The organism is Mesorhizobium liriopis (genome assembly GCF_024053505.1).
GTDB classification, from domain to species: Bacteria; Pseudomonadota; Alphaproteobacteria; order Rhizobiales; family Rhizobiaceae; genus Mesorhizobium_B; species Mesorhizobium_B liriopis.
Genome location: NZ_JAMXQS010000007.1, coordinates 142,968 through 158,080 on the forward strand (window position 1 = coordinate 142,968; position 15,113 = coordinate 158,080).

16 protein-coding genes are annotated in these 15,113 nt (G+C 65.5%); 7 read left to right on the plus strand and 9 right to left on the minus strand.

Annotated features, from left to right (window positions below; translation table 11 throughout):
• Positions 1-6: 6 nt before the first annotated feature.
• The 4 genes from NGM99_RS15010 to NGM99_RS15025 form a co-directional block, all read right to left on the minus strand.
• Complete coding sequence (locus NGM99_RS15010) at positions 7-492, minus strand: MgtC/SapB family protein (RefSeq protein WP_252820324.1); 486 nt, start codon at positions 490-492, stop codon at positions 7-9.
• The gene (locus NGM99_RS15015) at positions 489-881 is read right to left on the minus strand and encodes a DUF1622 domain-containing protein (RefSeq protein ID WP_252820325.1); all 393 of its coding nucleotides are present in this window, start codon (positions 879-881) and stop codon (positions 489-491) included. The genes NGM99_RS15010 and NGM99_RS15015 overlap by 4 nt, the downstream gene beginning before the upstream one ends.
• 92 nt (positions 882-973) lie before the next feature.
• Entirely contained in the window at positions 974-2,653 is a 1,680-nt protein-coding gene (locus NGM99_RS15020; RefSeq protein WP_252820327.1) for a formate--tetrahydrofolate ligase, read from the minus strand.
• A gap of 114 nt (positions 2,654-2,767) precedes the next feature.
• Positions 2,768-3,943 carry a DUF2333 family protein gene (locus tag NGM99_RS15025; RefSeq protein ID WP_252820329.1) on the minus strand — a complete coding sequence of 392 codons (1,176 nt, stop codon included), beginning with the start codon at positions 3,941-3,943 and terminating at the stop codon, positions 2,768-2,770.
• A 251-nt stretch (positions 3,944-4,194) separates the two neighbouring features.
• Between NGM99_RS15025 and NGM99_RS15030 the strand changes: the two genes are divergently transcribed.
• The 7 genes from NGM99_RS15030 (at position 4,195) to NGM99_RS15060 (ending at position 10,237) form a co-directional block, all read left to right on the plus strand.
• Positions 4,195-5,133 (plus strand): choline ABC transporter substrate-binding protein, encoded by a 939-nt coding sequence (locus NGM99_RS15030; RefSeq protein ID WP_252820330.1) that lies wholly within the window; start codon positions 4,195-4,197, stop codon positions 5,131-5,133.
• A gap of 117 nt (positions 5,134-5,250) precedes the next feature.
• The gene (gene choW, locus NGM99_RS15035; protein ID WP_252820333.1) at positions 5,251-6,120 is read left to right on the plus strand and encodes a choline ABC transporter permease subunit; all 870 of its coding nucleotides are present in this window, start codon (positions 5,251-5,253) and stop codon (positions 6,118-6,120) included.
• Positions 6,121-6,131: 11 nt separating this feature from the next.
• The gene (gene choV / locus NGM99_RS15040; protein WP_252820807.1) at positions 6,132-7,319 is read left to right on the plus strand and encodes a choline ABC transporter ATP-binding protein; all 1,188 of its coding nucleotides are present in this window, start codon (positions 6,132-6,134) and stop codon (positions 7,317-7,319) included.
• Between the two features lie 75 nt (positions 7,320-7,394).
• On the plus strand, positions 7,395-8,165 hold the full coding sequence (locus tag NGM99_RS15045) for a heme ABC transporter permease (RefSeq protein ID WP_252820334.1): 771 nt from the start codon (positions 7,395-7,397) through the stop codon (positions 8,163-8,165).
• 2 nt (positions 8,166-8,167) lie between these two features.
• Complete coding sequence (ccmD, locus tag NGM99_RS15050; protein WP_252820336.1) at positions 8,168-8,326, plus strand: heme exporter protein CcmD; 159 nt, start codon at positions 8,168-8,170, stop codon at positions 8,324-8,326.
• On the plus strand, positions 8,323-8,895 hold the full coding sequence (locus NGM99_RS15055; RefSeq protein ID WP_252820338.1) for a DsbE family thiol:disulfide interchange protein: 573 nt from the start codon (positions 8,323-8,325) through the stop codon (positions 8,893-8,895). Before ccmD ends, NGM99_RS15055 begins: the two co-directional genes overlap by 4 nt.
• A gap of 289 nt (positions 8,896-9,184) precedes the next feature.
• Complete coding sequence (locus NGM99_RS15060; protein WP_252820340.1) at positions 9,185-10,237, plus strand: DUF2332 domain-containing protein; 1,053 nt, start codon at positions 9,185-9,187, stop codon at positions 10,235-10,237.
• Between the two features lie 140 nt (positions 10,238-10,377).
• On the opposite strand, the gene NGM99_RS15065 is transcribed toward NGM99_RS15060, so the two are convergent.
• The 5 genes from NGM99_RS15065 to dapF form a co-directional block, all read right to left on the minus strand.
• Entirely contained in the window at positions 10,378-10,545 is a 168-nt protein-coding gene (locus tag NGM99_RS15065) for a hypothetical protein (RefSeq protein WP_252820342.1), read from the minus strand.
• A gap of 182 nt (positions 10,546-10,727) precedes the next feature.
• Positions 10,728-11,381 (minus strand): septation protein A, encoded by a 654-nt coding sequence (locus tag NGM99_RS15070; protein WP_252820343.1) that lies wholly within the window; start codon positions 11,379-11,381, stop codon positions 10,728-10,730.
• Positions 11,381-12,880, minus strand: coding sequence for a signal recognition particle-docking protein FtsY (gene ftsY / locus NGM99_RS15075; protein WP_252820345.1), 1,500 nt, complete (start codon positions 12,878-12,880; stop codon positions 11,381-11,383). The genes NGM99_RS15070 and ftsY overlap by 1 nt, the downstream gene beginning before the upstream one ends.
• 6 nt (positions 12,881-12,886) lie before the next feature.
• Positions 12,887-14,116 (minus strand): tRNA (N(6)-L-threonylcarbamoyladenosine(37)-C(2))-methylthiotransferase MtaB, encoded by a 1,230-nt coding sequence (gene mtaB, locus NGM99_RS15080; RefSeq protein ID WP_252820809.1) that lies wholly within the window; start codon positions 14,114-14,116, stop codon positions 12,887-12,889.
• Positions 14,117-14,175: 59 nt separating this feature from the next.
• Positions 14,176-15,075, minus strand: a complete 900-nt coding sequence (gene dapF / locus NGM99_RS15085; RefSeq protein WP_252820347.1) for a diaminopimelate epimerase — start codon at positions 15,073-15,075, stop codon at positions 14,176-14,178.
• Positions 15,076-15,113: the final 38 nt, after the last annotated feature.

Here is a 15,113-nt window from a genome sequence, read left to right on the forward strand (position 1 = left end):
ATACGATCATTCCCGCGCGTCGGGCTCCTGCTTGGCTTCCCTCACTTCATCGGGGAAACTGTCGGCCACGAAAAGGATGATGGCGGTGACAAGCCCGACCACGAGCCCCAGGCCCCAATAGTTCGTCGCGATCGCCAGTCCCAGCGCGCCGGTGATCCAGATGGCGGCGGCCGCCTTGATGCCCTTCACGTCGAAGCCGCTCTTGAAGATCACGGCGCCGCCCAGGAAACCGATGCCCGACAGGAAGCCTTGCAGCGTGCGGCTGACCGAACTCGGATCGGTTTCGGCAAGACGCGTGGCGAGCAGCATATAGGTGGTGGAGCCCACCGCGATCAGGATCATGCCGGCAATGCCGATGGCCTTGTGGTGCACACGCCGCTCGAAGCCGATCATGGCGCCGAGCAGGCCGGCGGCGAGAAGGCGCAGAAAGATGTCGAGCGCATCCTGTTCGAGCGTGTTCAACCCCAGCGCATGCAGGTCCCAGCCGGTCATGACGCGGTCTCCTTGCGCTCGGGGCTCCACGGCCAGCGGCCTTCGATCTCGACGGTGAGCGAGGTGGACAGGAAGGTGCGGATCAGAACGATCAGCGCGAGGATCAGCACGTTCTGAAGCGTGGGTTCGACCGCGACCGTGCCGATGATGTCGGCGGCGACCAGGAGTTCCAGCCCCAAGAGGATGGTTCGCCCGAGCCTTTGGCGAAAGGCATGATAGGCGAGGTGGGCCGTATCGGACGAGCGCAGCAGCAAAAGCGCCTGAACCGCGGCGATCACCGCGCCCAGGACGATCACCGAAACGCCGGCCACCTCGACGCCGCGCGACACCCATTCGAGCGCGGCGTCGATCAGCCCGCCCCCGCCCCGTGCAATCACGGCTTCGCCCATGATCCCTCTCCCCTTCTCGCTGCGCCGAAGGGGCGCCGCATCGAAAAGAATGGCGCGAAAACGGGGTTCCTCAAGCCTCCGGGTGCGAAGCTTTAGAACAAGCCCTCGATCTGTCCCTGTTCGTTGAGAAAGATCTTCTCCGAAGACGGCACCCTGGGCAGGCCCGGCATGGTCATGATCTCCCCGCAGATGGCCACCACGAAGCCGGCACCCGCGGAAAGCCGCACTTCGCGGATCGGCACCACATGATCCACCGGCGCGCCACGCAGGGCCGGATCGGTCGAGAAGGAATACTGCGTCTTTGCCATGCAGACGGGCAGGTTGCCGTAGCCCGCCGCTTCCCAGGCATGGAGCTGGTCGCGCACGGGCTTGTCGGCGATGGCTTCCAGCCCGCGATAGATGCGCTTCACGACCGTATCCATCTTGTCGAACAGCTTCATCTCGTCGGGATAAAGCGGCGCGAACTGCGCGGCGCCGGATTCGGCCAGCTGCACCACCTTGTGCGCCAGCTCCTCGATGCCCGCCGAGCCGTTCGCCCAGTGCTTGCACAGAATGGCTTCCGCGCCGAGAGACGCCACGAAATCCTTCATCGCCTGGATTTCGGCGTCGGTGTCGGCGGTAAAGTGGTTGACCGCGACCACAACCGGCACGCCGAACTGCTTCACGTTCTCGATGTGGCGGCCGAGATTGGCGCACCCCTTTTTCACGGCCTCGACGTTCTCGTGGCCGAGATCGTCCTTCTTCACGCCGCCATTCATCTTCATCGCGCGTACGGTCGCGACGATGACGGCGGCGGCCGGCTTCAGACCAGCCTTGCGGCATTTGATGTCGAAGAATTTTTCCGCGCCGAGATCGGCGCCAAAGCCCGCTTCGGTCACCACATAGTCGGCGAGCTTGAGCGCGGTGGTCGTCGCCACCACCGAATTGCAGCCATGGGCGATATTCGCGAATGGCCCGCCATGGACGAAGGCCGGGTTGTTCTCGAGCGTTTGCACGAGGTTGGGCTGCATCGCGTCCTTCAAGAGAACCGCCATGGCACCGTCAGCCTTGAGGTCGCGCGCGAAGACCGGGCTCTTGTCGCGGCGATAGGCGACGATGATGTCGCCGAGCCGCTTTTCGAGGTCCTCCAGATCGCGCGACAGGCACAGGATCGCCATCACCTCGGACGCCACCGTGATGTCGAAGCCCGCTTCGCGCGGGTAGCCGTTGGCGACGCCGCCGAGCGAGGTCACCACCGAGCGCAGCGCGCGGTCGTTCATGTCCATCACGCGGCGCCACGTCACGCGGCGCGTGTCGATCTCAAGCTCATTGCCCCAATAGATGTGGTTGTCGACCAGCGCAGAGAGCAGGTTGTGGGCGGTCGTGATCGCGTGGAAATCGCCGGTGAAATGGAGGTTCATGTCCTCCATCGGCACGATCTGCGCATGGCCGCCGCCGGCCGCGCCCCCTTTGACGCCGAAATTGGGGCCGAGCGAGGCTTCGCGGATGCAGGTGATGGCGCGCTTGCCGATGCGGTTGAGCCCGTCGCTCAGGCCCACCGTGGTCGTGGTCTTGCCTTCGCCGGCCGGTGTGGGGTTGATGGCCGTCACGAGGATCAGCTTGCCGTCGGGCTTGTTCTCGAGGCCCTTGATGAAGCGCGCTGAAATCTTCGCCTTGTCGTGACCGTATGGAACCAGGTCCTCGGCCGGAATGCCGAGTTTCGCGCCGATCTCGGTGATCGGCCTCTTATGCGCTGCGCGCGCGATCTCGATGTCTGTCTTGAACTCGGCCATTTCTTCCCCTCGTTTGTTTTTCCGAGGCGATGCTTTGGTGCACCGCTCAACAAATGAAAGGAATAAGGGCAGCGATTGATGCCGTCAAAGCGCTATTCGCATCAGGGAAAACGCTCAGCGCTCCAGCACCGAGCGCGTTTCTTCCAGCACCGCGTTCACGCGCAGGACATAGGCGTTGATGGTGGCAAGGTGGGAGGGCATCAGGATGCTGTCTTCCGCGCCGTTGGCGATGATCGCGGGCTGAACGCGCAGGGCACGCGCGAGCTGTTCCTCGAGGCGGGTCCAGAGCTGGGTCAGGCCGCGCTGGGCGATCACGTCGCGGAAGTCGGCATGGGCCGCAGTCAGCACGCCGTAATAGCCGTACAGTTGGCCATAGGCGAACCAGAAGCGGTCGTCGGCACGCGTGTCGAACCAGCCGCCGTCATAATTCTCGGAGCGCTCGGACAGGATCGCGGCGGTGGAGCCGAGATCGTTGGACACGCGGTCGATGAAGCGGGCGAGATTGTCGGCGCGGGCATCGAACACGGCTTCGCATTTCTGCAAGCGGTCGTTGAAAGCGCGCAGTGAGGTGATGGCCGAACGGTAATAGGTCGGCGTCGGCGTGCGAAGCCAGGGCGGGGTCGCGCCGAGATACCAAGTTTCCTCGTCGAATTGCAGATCGCCGCGCGCCTTTTGCAGGTCGTTGTCGATGGAGGAGGTGGCGCGCACCCGGCCCAAGACTTCGACGAGTTCGGTGGACGTGCGCCGTGCCGCCTGGTTGATGCCGCGCTGGAAGGCCGCCTTGTTGTCGAAGAAGGGCGTGCGGTCCCAGTCGAGGCCGAAGAAGCCGAGCTTGTAGAGCACCATGGAGGAGACCCATGGGTTCTGGTTCACGTTGAAATCGGTGAGATCGGCGGTGACGCGCACGATCTGCGAACTCAAACAGGTGCGGGCCGCCCCTTCGCCGGCGGTCGCCGCATCGGCCGCGGCCGGCGCCGTCGCGCCTGTTTCAGGCACCACGGCCTGACCCACCGGCTGGCCGGCATCGGCATTGGCCGCGTTGACGCCATAGGCCTGCGCATAGAGAGGATCGAAATTCGTCCAGCGCTGGGTGGTCCAGAAGAAATAGCCGTAAAGCCCGACGACGAGCACGAGCAATGCGCCGAGCACCGCCTTCAGGATCAGCCCGCGCGTGCCGTACCAGCGCCCGAGCCAGAGGAAAGGCCAGAGGATCAGCCCGACCAGATAACCGATGCCGCGTCCGATCCAGTAGAACAGGCGGGTGAAGAATGAGATGATCGGATCGAGCATGGGCAGTCGTCGGCTTTCGGTCAGTCACGCGGCTGTGAGCAGCGGAGATAGGGTGCGGGAGGGCTCACAACAATCTCCTGCGGGTATCTCCTGCGGGCGATTGGTCTTCGCACGGCAGGGAATGACGTGCTCCGTGCCTTGAACCGCGCGCCAAATGGTGATTGCTTGACGCATTCAGGCGGAACATCGTTTCAGCCGATCCATTCGCAGCCTTGGGCTCTCGCCAAGGCCAATCAGGGGGATTTCCGATCATGCGCCACCAAACCGTTCTCGCCGCTCTGGCACTGTCCGCGCTCGCGGTGCCGGCGCTCGCCGCCGAGCCCGAAGCCTGCAAGACCGTGCGCTTCTCGGATGTCGGCTGGACCGACATCACCGCCACCACCGCGACCGCGTCCGTGGTGCTCGAAGCGCTCGGCTATACGCCCGAAACGCAGATCCTGTCGGTGCCGGTGACCTATTCCTCGCTGTCGAGCAAGGACATCGACGTGTTCCTCGGCAACTGGATGCCGACCATGGAAGCCGACATCAAGCCATACCTCGAAAACAAGACGGTCGAGACGCTGCGCACCAATCTCGAAGGCGCGAAATACACGCTGGCCGTGCCCGAATACACCTATAGCCAAGGCCTCAAGAGCTTTGCCGATATCGCGAAGTTCAAGGACAAGCTCGACAACAAGATCTACGGCATCGAGGCCGGCAATGACGGCAACCGCCTGATCCAGACCATGATCGACGGCGACAAGTTTGGGCTGAAGGGCTTCGAACTGGTGGAAAGCTCGGAAGCGGGCATGCTTTCGGCGGTGCAGAAGGCAGGCGGCTCGAAGCAGGACGTGGTCTTCCTCGGCTGGGAGCCGCATCCGATGAACGCCAACATCAAGATGAAATATCTGGAAGGCGGCGACGAGGTGTTCGGGCCGAACTATGGCGGTGCCATCGTCGCTACCAATGTGCGCGCGGGCTATACGAGCGAGTGCCCGAATGTCGGCAAGTTCCTGCAGAATCTGTCCTTTTCCTTGCCGATGGAAAACGAGATCATGGGCAAGATCCTGAACGACGGGGCCGAGGGCAAGGCGGCCGCGACCGAGTGGCTCAAGGCCAACCCGGATGCGGTGACGCCATGGCTTTCGGGCGTGACGACCTTCGATGGCGGTGACGCCGCGGCGGCGGTGAAGACCGCGCTCGGCTCTTAACCTTTCGCTCTTATTCAGACGGCGCCGCGCATTTTTTCGAGCGGCGCCGTTTTCTCATTCATCAATGCTGCCGCAATTTTGGGCGCAAAACCGCTGCACAGTTTCGCTGGACTTGCGATGGGAGGACCCGCTCCATTGAATTGGCTGCCTGAAATCCTTTCCGAGAAGATCCCCGTCGGGCGATGGGGCAAGCTCTTCTTCGATTTCCTGACGGCCAATTTCGCGTGGTTCTTCGACTCGATCGCCAGCGCGCTTTCTTCCGTGCTGGGCGGCGCGTCCGCCTATCTCCTGATGGTCCCGCCGCTCGTGCTGGTGATCCTGATCGCGGCCCTTGCCTGGTTTCTCCAGCGTTCGTGGAAGCTCGCGCTCGGCGTCGCGCTCGGGCTGCTCTTCATCATCAATCAGGGGCTCTGGAAGGAAACCATCGAAACGGTGGTGCTGGTGGTTTCGGCCGCCGCCGCTTCCATGGCCATCGGCGTGCCCGTCGGCATCTGGGCCGCACACAATCCGCGTGTGTACCACCTGCTCCAGCCGGTGCTGGACCTGATGCAGACCATGCCGACCTTCGTTTATCTCATTCCCGTGCTGATCCTGTTCGGGCTGGGTGTCGCGCCCGGGCTGATCGTCACCGTGATCTTCGCGGCCCCTGCGCCGATCCGTTTGACCTATCTCGGCATCACCTCGGTGCCCAAACCCATGCTCGAAGCGGGCGAGGCGTTCGGGGCTACCAGGCGGCAACTGCTCTGGAAGGTGGAACTGCCGGCAGCCCTTCCCACCATCATGGCGGGGCTGACCCAGTGCATCATGCTGTCGCTGTCCATGGTGGTGATCGCGGCGCTTATCGGGGCCAACGGGCTCGGCAAGCCGGTGGTGCGGGCGCTGAATTCGGTCAACATCCCGCTCGGGCTCGAAGCGGGCTTGGCCATCGTCGTGCTCGCCATCATCCTCGACCGGATGAGCCGCATCGGCGGAGGTGTTCGCCGATGACCAGTGCTCCCGTGACCCATGCCGTCGAATTCAAGGACGTCGATATCGTTTTCGGCGAGGAGCAGCGCCGGGCGCTGGCGATGATCGACCAAGGCGCGAGCCGCGAGCAGATCCTGCGCGAAACCGGTGCCGTGCTCGGCTGCGCGGGCGCGAGCCTCGCGATCGCCGAGGGCGAGATTTCGGTGCTGATGGGCCTGTCGGGTTCGGGCAAGTCCACGCTTCTGCGCGCGGTCAACCTTCTCAACGTGCCCTCGCGGGGTACGGTGATGGTCAAGGACGGCGACCGCGCCGTCGATGTGACGGCTTGCGACAAGGCAACGCTGCGGCGCATCCGGCAGGAGCGTGTGGCGATGGTCTTCCAGCAATTCGCGCTTTTGCCCTGGCGCACGGTGGCCGAGAATGTCGGCTTCGGGCTTGAATTGGCCGGCGTCTCCGCATCCGAGCGCAAGGAGCGCGTGGCGCGCCAGTTGCAGCTCGTCGGTCTCGACCAGTGGGCGGGCAAATATGCGCATGAACTGTCGGGCGGCATGCAGCAGCGCGTGGGCCTGGCGCGCGCCTTCGCCACCGAAGCGCCGATCCTGCTCATGGACGAACCCTTTTCCGCGCTCGATCCCCTGATCCGCACCAAGCTTCAGGACGAGTTGCTGCAGCTGCAGAAGACGCTGAGGAAGACGATCATCTTCGTGTCCCACGACCTCGAGGAAGCGCTCAAGATCGGCAACCGCATTTCCATCATGGAGGGCGGGCGCATCGTGCAGACCGGTGCGCCGGAAGAGATCGTCCTGAAACCCGCCAACGATTATGTGCGCGAGTTCATTTCCAACGTGAACCCGATGTCGGTGCTGACCGCCTGGAACGTGATGCGCGACCGGCGCGATCTGGAGCCTGCCGGCGAGGATGGCTGGCTCTGGCTCGACCGCCGCAACACCACGCGCTTCAAGGTCGGCCCGGACGGGTTGGTGGTCGCCGCCGAACGCGAGGGCCGCCCCGCCGCCTGGGTTTCGTGCGACGACCTCGACGCGCTGCCGGCCGACGCGCCTTTCGTGTTCTGGGCCAGCCCCGGGACGCCACTCAAAACCGTGATGCTCGCCATGCACCGCTCGCAGACCGCGCCCGTGGCACTGCTGGACGACACGTCGCGGTTCGTGGGGGCGATCGGGATAAGGGACGTGCTGCAGGGGGTGCTGCGGCGGAGTTAGGGGCTGCGGCCTTTGGTCGATTGCCTCCGCACTTTCCAGCCCGTAAAAACTCCCCATAAACGCCGGACCGGAACCATGAGCGAAGCCAGCAGGCAGGGGGAGCGCGCACCGACGGGGCTGATCAGCAGCCTCGCGAACCCGACGCGCTTTCTCCAACTGTCCGGCCGCATCCTGCCTTGGCTTATCGCACTCGCGATCACGGTGACCGTCGCCGGGCTCGTGCTCGGCTTTCTGGCGCCCGAAGACTACCAGCAGGGCACCACCGTGCGGATCATGTATATCCACGTGCCCTTCGCCTGGTTGTCCATGCTCTGCTACACGGTGATGGCGTGTTCCGCGCTCGGCACGCTGATCTGGCGCCATCCCCTTGCGGATGTGGCGCTGAGGGCCGCGGCTCCGATCGGCGCCGTTTTCACCGCGCTTGCACTGGCCACCGGCTCGATCTGGGGCAAGCCGATGTGGGGGACGTGGTGGGTGTGGGATGCGCGGCTCACCTCCGTCTTCGTGCTTTTCCTGATGTATCTCGGGCTGATCGCGCTCAACCGTGCGCTCGACGACCCCGGCCGGGCCGCGCGCGTGGTGGCGGTTCTGACCCTGGTCGGCTTCGTCAATATCCCGATCATCAAGTTCTCGGTCGAGTGGTGGAACACGCTGCACCAGGGCGCGTCCGTGTTCCGCATGGATGGGCCGACGGTCGATCCCTCGATGCTCGTGCCGCTGCTGGTTTCCGCCACCGGCTTCTCGCTGCTGTTCTTCGCGCTGCATCTGGCCGCGATGCGCGTCGAGATCTGGCGGCGCCGCGTTGCCGCCATGCGCCGGGTCGCGGCACGCCGGGCAGGGGGGTAGGCGTGGACCGGCACGACCTCTTCGTTCTGGCGGCCTATGGGGTGGCCTTTCTCGGCATTGCCGGCCTGGCCCTCTGGGTCGCGATCGACGGCCGCCTGCGCCGCAGGGAGCTTGCCGCGCTCGACGCGCAGGGTGTCAGGCGCCGGTCGAACGCGCGATGACGGAAACGCATGACGCGTCGCCACGGCGCATCCGCCCGCTGCTGCTTCTGCCGTTCCTGCTCTTTGCCGGGCTGGCAGCGCTGTTTCTGGCGCAGCTTCTGTCGGGCCGTGATGCCGCGACCATTCCGTCCGCGCTGATCGGTGCGCCTGCGCCCAACGACCCGCTTCCCGCCCTCGAAGGGGCCGGCCTGCCCGGTTTCGAGCCCGCGCGCTTCAAGGGGCGCGTGACGCTGGTGAATGTCTGGGCCTCGTGGTGCGCGCCCTGCCGCGAGGAGCATCCGCTGCTCCTCGAACTCGCGCGCGACCCGCGCGTCACCATCGCCGGCATCAACTACAAGGACCAGGGCCCGAAGGCGCTGGGCTTCCTGCGTGAACTCGGCAATCCGTTTCGCGAGATCGGCGTCGATCCGGCGGGCCGGGCGGCGATCGACTGGGGCGTGTATGGCGTGCCGGAAAGTTTCGTGGTGGGGAAGGATGGGACGATCCTGTTCAAGCATGTCGGACCGCTGACAAAGGAGAGTTTGCGGGGCGAGGTGATGCTGGCAATCGAGAAGGCGCTGGCGGGGTAGGCGTGCTGTGGCGCTGGGGTAGCAGGCGTCGTGTTTGGTATCGACGTCACCCCCACCCCTTACCCCTCCCCACAAGGGGGAGGGGGTCGCCAACCTCTCATCATCCTCTCTAAGCTCGGCGCCAAGCTTCGCGAGCTTTCTCGACAATAACGTCCTCCCCTCCCACCTGTGGGGAGGGGTAAGGGGTGGGGGTGGCGTCTCCGCTCGCATTGCTGACCCACACAACCTCTTCCAAAAAATCCCCTTAACCAAATTCCGCTAGACTGCTTCTGACCAAAGCGGGGACCAGTTGGCGGATCGGGGCACTATCGCGGAGCATTTCGAGGCGCAGGCGCAGGCCTGCGAACGGCTCGGCTCGCCTTTCACCGCAGGCCTCTGCCGCGCGGTGATCGCTGCGTTGGACGAGAGCACCGAGACGGGCCGGCGCGTTCTGGGCTGGGATGGCGACCCGAATGCCGATGCGTTGGCCTTGCGCCTGTGCGGCGGGCTTCATGCGCTCGTGCTCAACCAGCGCGATCCGGTTCTGTCGGCCGCTTTTCCGCCGCGCGCGGCCAATGCCTTCATCCTGCGGGCGCTTCTGCCAGCCACGTTCCGCAACCATGACCGCGCCTTGTCGCGCGCGCTCGACAGCCCGCCCCAGACCAACGAAGTGGGGCGCTCGGCGATGCTGCTGCCGGGCCTGCTTCTGCTGTCGCGCGAATGGAACCTGCCATTGGCGCTTCACGAGATCGGTTCGAGTGCCGGGCTCAATCTCTGTCTCGACCGGTTCCATTACCAGTACGGCGAACAGGCATGGGGCGACCCGCAATCGGCCGTGCAACTCGCGCCCGAATTGCTGGCCGAGCCCGTGCCGCTCGAGGGGGACCTGCGCATCGTCAGCCGGCAGGGCAGCGACCGTGCGCCGGTCTCGCTCTTCGTGCCCGAGCAGGTCACGCGCCTGCGCTCGTTCGTGTGGCCCGACCAGACGGCGCGGCTCGAACGGCTCGATGCGGCGGTGGGCATCGCGCAGGAAGAGCGCGTGCGGGTGCGTCGCGCCGAGGCGACGGATGCCGTGCGGCGCATGCTTTCAGAGCGCAAGAGCGGTGAGGGCACCGTGCTGATGCATTCGGTGGTCTGGCAATATCTGCCCGAGGAAACGCGGCAGGCGATCGTGGAACTGATGGTCGAGGCGGGGGAAGGGGCCAGCGCGGACAGGCCGCTTGCATGGCTCCGGATGGAGCCGGCCAGCGCACCCGCCGGCACTGAGCCTTTCGCCGCGCTGACGCTCACCACATGGCCGGGCGCGAAGACGCGTCATCTGGCGGATTGCGACTTCCACGGCCGCTGGATCGCGTGGAAGTAGACCTGCCCAACGGTTTCGCCTCGTTGCGTATTGGCTGGCTGACCGAACCAGTCTTGATCCTGGCACCAGAAACAAAACGGCCCCGAAGGCGATGTGCCTTCGAGGCCGTCTAGTTTGGGAAATTAAGTTACGGGCCGATATCAGGCGCCGTAGACCTCGCGGTAGGCGTCGCGCAGCATCTGGCCACGGTCGGCGCGCAGGTCGGAGATGTCACGGCTGGACATGCCGACGATTTCATTCACGAGGCGGTTGTAGCGGCGGCGCTTTTCCATACGGTCCTGAGCACCGGCGAGAAGACGAGAGATCATCATGTTACCCCTTGATGTTGGAGCCCTTGGCACCCTTGCCGCCGGCCCAGTTGTTCCTCCCTGTCGCTGGGTAATATGAATCGATTAGTGCTGCGCCGCAATGTGAGATGCTGCAACGCAGCAATGCACAGTTTGCAAGCCTCGCTTAAACGCTGTGCAACCTTAACGGACTGGAAAGCCACTCATGCCTCGGGCTTCTCTTCCACCGTGTGGCGCATGATCAGCGGCAGCTGGGTCAGCGTGAAGAGAAGCGTGATAGGCATCACGCCGACCACCTTGAAGAGCGCCCAGAACTCTTCGGAAAAATTGCGCCAGATCACCTCGTTGAGAACGGCGAGGAAGAAGAAGAACAGGCCCCAGCGGAAGGACAGCTTCCGCCAGCCTTCGGCATCGAGCGAAAAGGCCGAGTCGAACACATAGGCCAGAAGCGAGCGCTTGAAGACCAGCCCGCCGAGCAACACCGCGCCGAACAGGGCGTTGATGATGGTCGGCTTCATGAAGGCGAAGACCTTGTCCTGAAGGTAGAGCGCCAGCGCCCCGAACACGAAGACCACCACGGCGGATACCAGCGGCATGACGGGCAGCGAACGCGTCAGCACCCAGGATACGCTGAGCGAGATGGCGGTCGCGGCCATGAAGAAAGCGGTGGCGAGCAGGATCGGTTCGCCGAACGCAGCCAATGCCGGAAACTTCTCCGTCAGCCATGCGCCGCGCAGGGTCACGAACAGGAAGACGAGGCCTGGACCCATTTCGAGCGCGAATTTCAGCGCGGGACTGACCTTCTCGCGCTTGCGCGGGTCGGTGGGCTCGCGCTCGATGATCGGCTGCTCGGCCATCAGGCAAGGCTCCCGGCAATCGCACGCGCGAAGTCGCGCGCCTTGAAGGGTTCGAGATCGTCCACGCCTTCGCCCACGCCGATGAAATAAACGGGCAGCTTGTGGCGCGCGGCGATGTTGACGAGGATGCCGCCGCGCGCGGTGCCGTCGAGCTTGGTCATCACCAATCCGTTCACGCCCGCCACATTGCGGAAGATCTCCACCTGATTGAGCGCGTTCTGGCCCGTCGTCGCGTCGAGCGTCTGAAGCACGGTATGCGGCGCGTCGGGGTCGAGCTTCTTCAACACGCGGACCACCTTTTCGAGCTCGGCCATCAGCTCGGCCTTGTTCTGAAGCCGTCCGGCGGTGTCGATGATGAGCACATCGGAGCCGGCTTCTTTGGCCTTTTCGAAGGCTTCGAAGGCGAGGCCCGCCGCATCCGCGCCGAGGCGCGTCGAGACGACCGGTGCGCCGGTGCGCTCGCCCCAGATCTTCAGCTGCTCGATGGCGGCCGCGCGGAACGTGTCGCCGGCGGCCAGCATCACGGACAGGCCGCCTGCGGTCAGCTTCGCCGCGAGCTTGCCGATGGTGGTGGTCTTGCCGGTGCCGTTGACGCCGACCACGAGGATCACGTGCGGGCGGTGGCTCATGTCGAGTTCGAGGGGCTTGGCGACCGGATCGAGCACGCGCACCATCTCGTCGGCCATGACCTGGCGCACCTGGGCTTCGGTGGTCTGGAAGCCGTAGCGGCCCGATGCCAGCGCGTCGGAAATGCGGAGCGCCGTATCGGCGCCGAGATCGGCGCGGATCAGGACCTCTTCCAGTTCCTCGACGATCTCTTCGGTCAGGCGGCCCTTCGTGAAGACGCCGGACAGGTTGCCGCTGAGTTCACGCGAGGAGCGTTGCAGGCCGGCGCGCATGCGCTGGAGCCAGCCGGTGGGGGCGGCAGCCGGCGAAAGGGCCGCCACCTCGCCTTGGCGTTCCACGGACTGGCCGACGCTGACGCGGCCAGCGAAACGCGGCTCCGCCGGTGGGATGGGCGCAGGCGAGATGGGCGCAGGCGAGATGGGCGCCGGCGCAGTAAAGCTGGGCTCTGGCGCGATCTCGCTCGCGATCGGGTCGCTCATCACCGTCGGCGGCTGGCGCAAGGGCGGCTGCACTTCCGCCGGCGGCAGGTCGGTCAGCGGATAATTTGGCTGGGCGGGCGAGGTGTCGGGGATTTCCGGCGCAGGTGCGGGCGGCACCTCGACGGGTGTCTGAGGCACTTCCACAGGAGGCGTTGCGGGAACCTCGGGCTGCGGCGTCGGGATTTCGGGCGGTGCCGCGGGCGTCTCGGGTGCCGGTGCAGGCTGCTCGGGCGCCGGGATTTCCGGCGCGGGTTGAGGGGCGGGCTCCGGCGCGGGCGCGGGCGGGGTTTCGGGCGCGGGCTCGGCGGGAACCTCGGCAGGCGGCAGCGGCTCCTGCGGCTCTTCCGCTTTGGGTCCGAAGGAAAAGACCTTCTTGAGGAAATCGAATGCCATCGGAACTCAGGCCGCCGCGCGGGAATGAAGAGGAATGGCGAGAAGCTTCTCGCCGTCATGCGCGGTGATCCGCGCGTCCAGGATCGCGCCCGGCTCGCCGGTTTCGACGCCCACAAGCGTGAAGTTCTCGGCGCGGCCTATGCCATCGCGTTCGAGCAAAAGGCGCTGGGTGGTGCCGACCATGCTCGCGAGATGGCGGCGATAGGCGCGCTCGCCCGCCTCGCGCAGGTGTGCGGCGCGTTCCTTGACGAGTTCGCGCGGCAACTGCGGCATGCGCGCCGCCGGCGTGCCTTCGCGCGGCGAAAAGGGGAAGACGTGGAGAAAAGCGAGCCCGCATTCTTCCACGAGCTTCACCGAGTTTTCGAACATTTCCTCGGTTTCGGTCGGAAAGCCGGCGATCAGGTCGGCGCCGAAGGCGATGCCGGGACGCGCGGCCCGCATATCCTCGCAGAAGCGGATGGCATCCATGCGGGAATGGCGGCGCTTCATGCGCTTGAGGATCATATCGTCGCCCGACTGGAGCGACAGATGCAGATGCGGCATCAGGCGCGGGTCGTTCGCGATGGCATCGCGCAGGTCCGGGTCGGCCTCGACGGAATCGATGGAGGACAGGCGCAGGCGCGGCAGTTCGGGGACGTTCCTGAGCACTGCCTTGACCAGCTTGCCGAGCGTCGGTGCGCCGGGAAGGTCTGCGCCGTAGCTCGTGGCATCGACGCCCGTCAGCACCACCTCCGCGTGGCCGTTGAGCGTGATGCGGCGGATCTCTTCGACCGCCGCCCCCATCGGCACCGAGCGCGAAGGGCCGCGGCCGAAGGGGATGATGCAGAAGGTGCAGCGGTGGTCGCAGCCGTTCTGGATCTGCACGAAGGCGCGCGTGCGTCCTTCCACGGCAGCCACCATATGCGCCGCCGTTTCGCGGATGCTCATGATGTCGTCCACGCGCAGCTTCTCGGTGGAGTTCACGCCGAAATCGGGCAGGGCGCGATAGGAATGGGCTTTGAGCTTGTCCTCGTTGCCGATCACCAGATCGACTTCCGCCATCTCGGCGAAATTCTGGCCTTCGGTCTGCGCGGCGCAGCCGGTGACGATGATGCGCGCATCCGGGTTTTCGCGGCGCGCCTTGCGGATGGCCTGGCGCGCCTGGCGCACGGCTTCCGCCGTTACCGCGCAGGTGTTGAAGACGACCGCACCGCCTTCGAGCTCGCCCAAGCCGGCGCTCTCGGCCTCGCGGCGCATCACTTCGGATTCGTAGGTGTTGAGCCGGCAGCCGAAGGTGACGATGTCGAGACCCCGGCTCACGACGCCACCGCCTCGGCGTCCGCGCGCTCCCAAGCGCCGGTGGCGGGATCGAAGCGGCCGGAAAACTCCCACTCGGCCGGGCCGGTAAGGATCACATGATCATCAGTGCGCCATTCGACGAGAAGCTCACCGCCGGGGGCGACGACCGTGGCCGTGCGCTCCGTGCGGCCGGTGCGCGCTGCACAAGCGAGCGCGGCACAGGCCGCCGAACCGCAGGCGCGCGTGAGGCCGGCGCCGCGTTCCCAAGTGCGGATCACGAGGCGCTCGGGCGATTGCACCTGCGCGATCGTGATGTTGGCGCGCTCGGGAAAGAGGGGATGGTTTTCGAGAAGCGGGCCGAAGCGGTCGAGCGCATAGGACCAGACATCCTCATCGACCCAGAACACCGCATGCGGGTTGCCCATGGAGGCGACGGAGGGCGAGTGCAGCACGGGTGCGTCGATGGGGCCGATCTGGAGTTCGATCGCGCGGGTATCGCGGAATTCTTCGGCGAGCGGAATATCCTGCCAGCCGAAGCGGGGCGCGCCCATGTCGACGGCAATCAAGCCGTCACCGCGCACTTCTGCTGTGAGAATGCCGCTTTGCGTTTCGAAGGTGAAGCTCGAGCGCCCGTTTTCGGCAGCGAGTGCTTCCACCACGCAGCGCATGCCATTGCCGCAGGCGCCGGCCGCGGAGCCGTCGGCGTTCAGGATGCGGATGAAATAATCGGTGCCCGGCGTCTCAGCGTCATGGATCGCCATGATCTGATCGAAATGCGTGGCGGGGTCGCCCGCGAGCGCAATCGCGGCCCCGGACGAAACGCGGGCCGTGCCTCCGCGCATGTCGGCCACGATGATTTCGTTGCCGAGGCCGTTCATCTTGGCGAAAGGGGCGGTGGGTTCGTGGGGCGCAGACATCGTAACGCCGGGAGTCCTGTTCTTTTCCGGCGTCTATA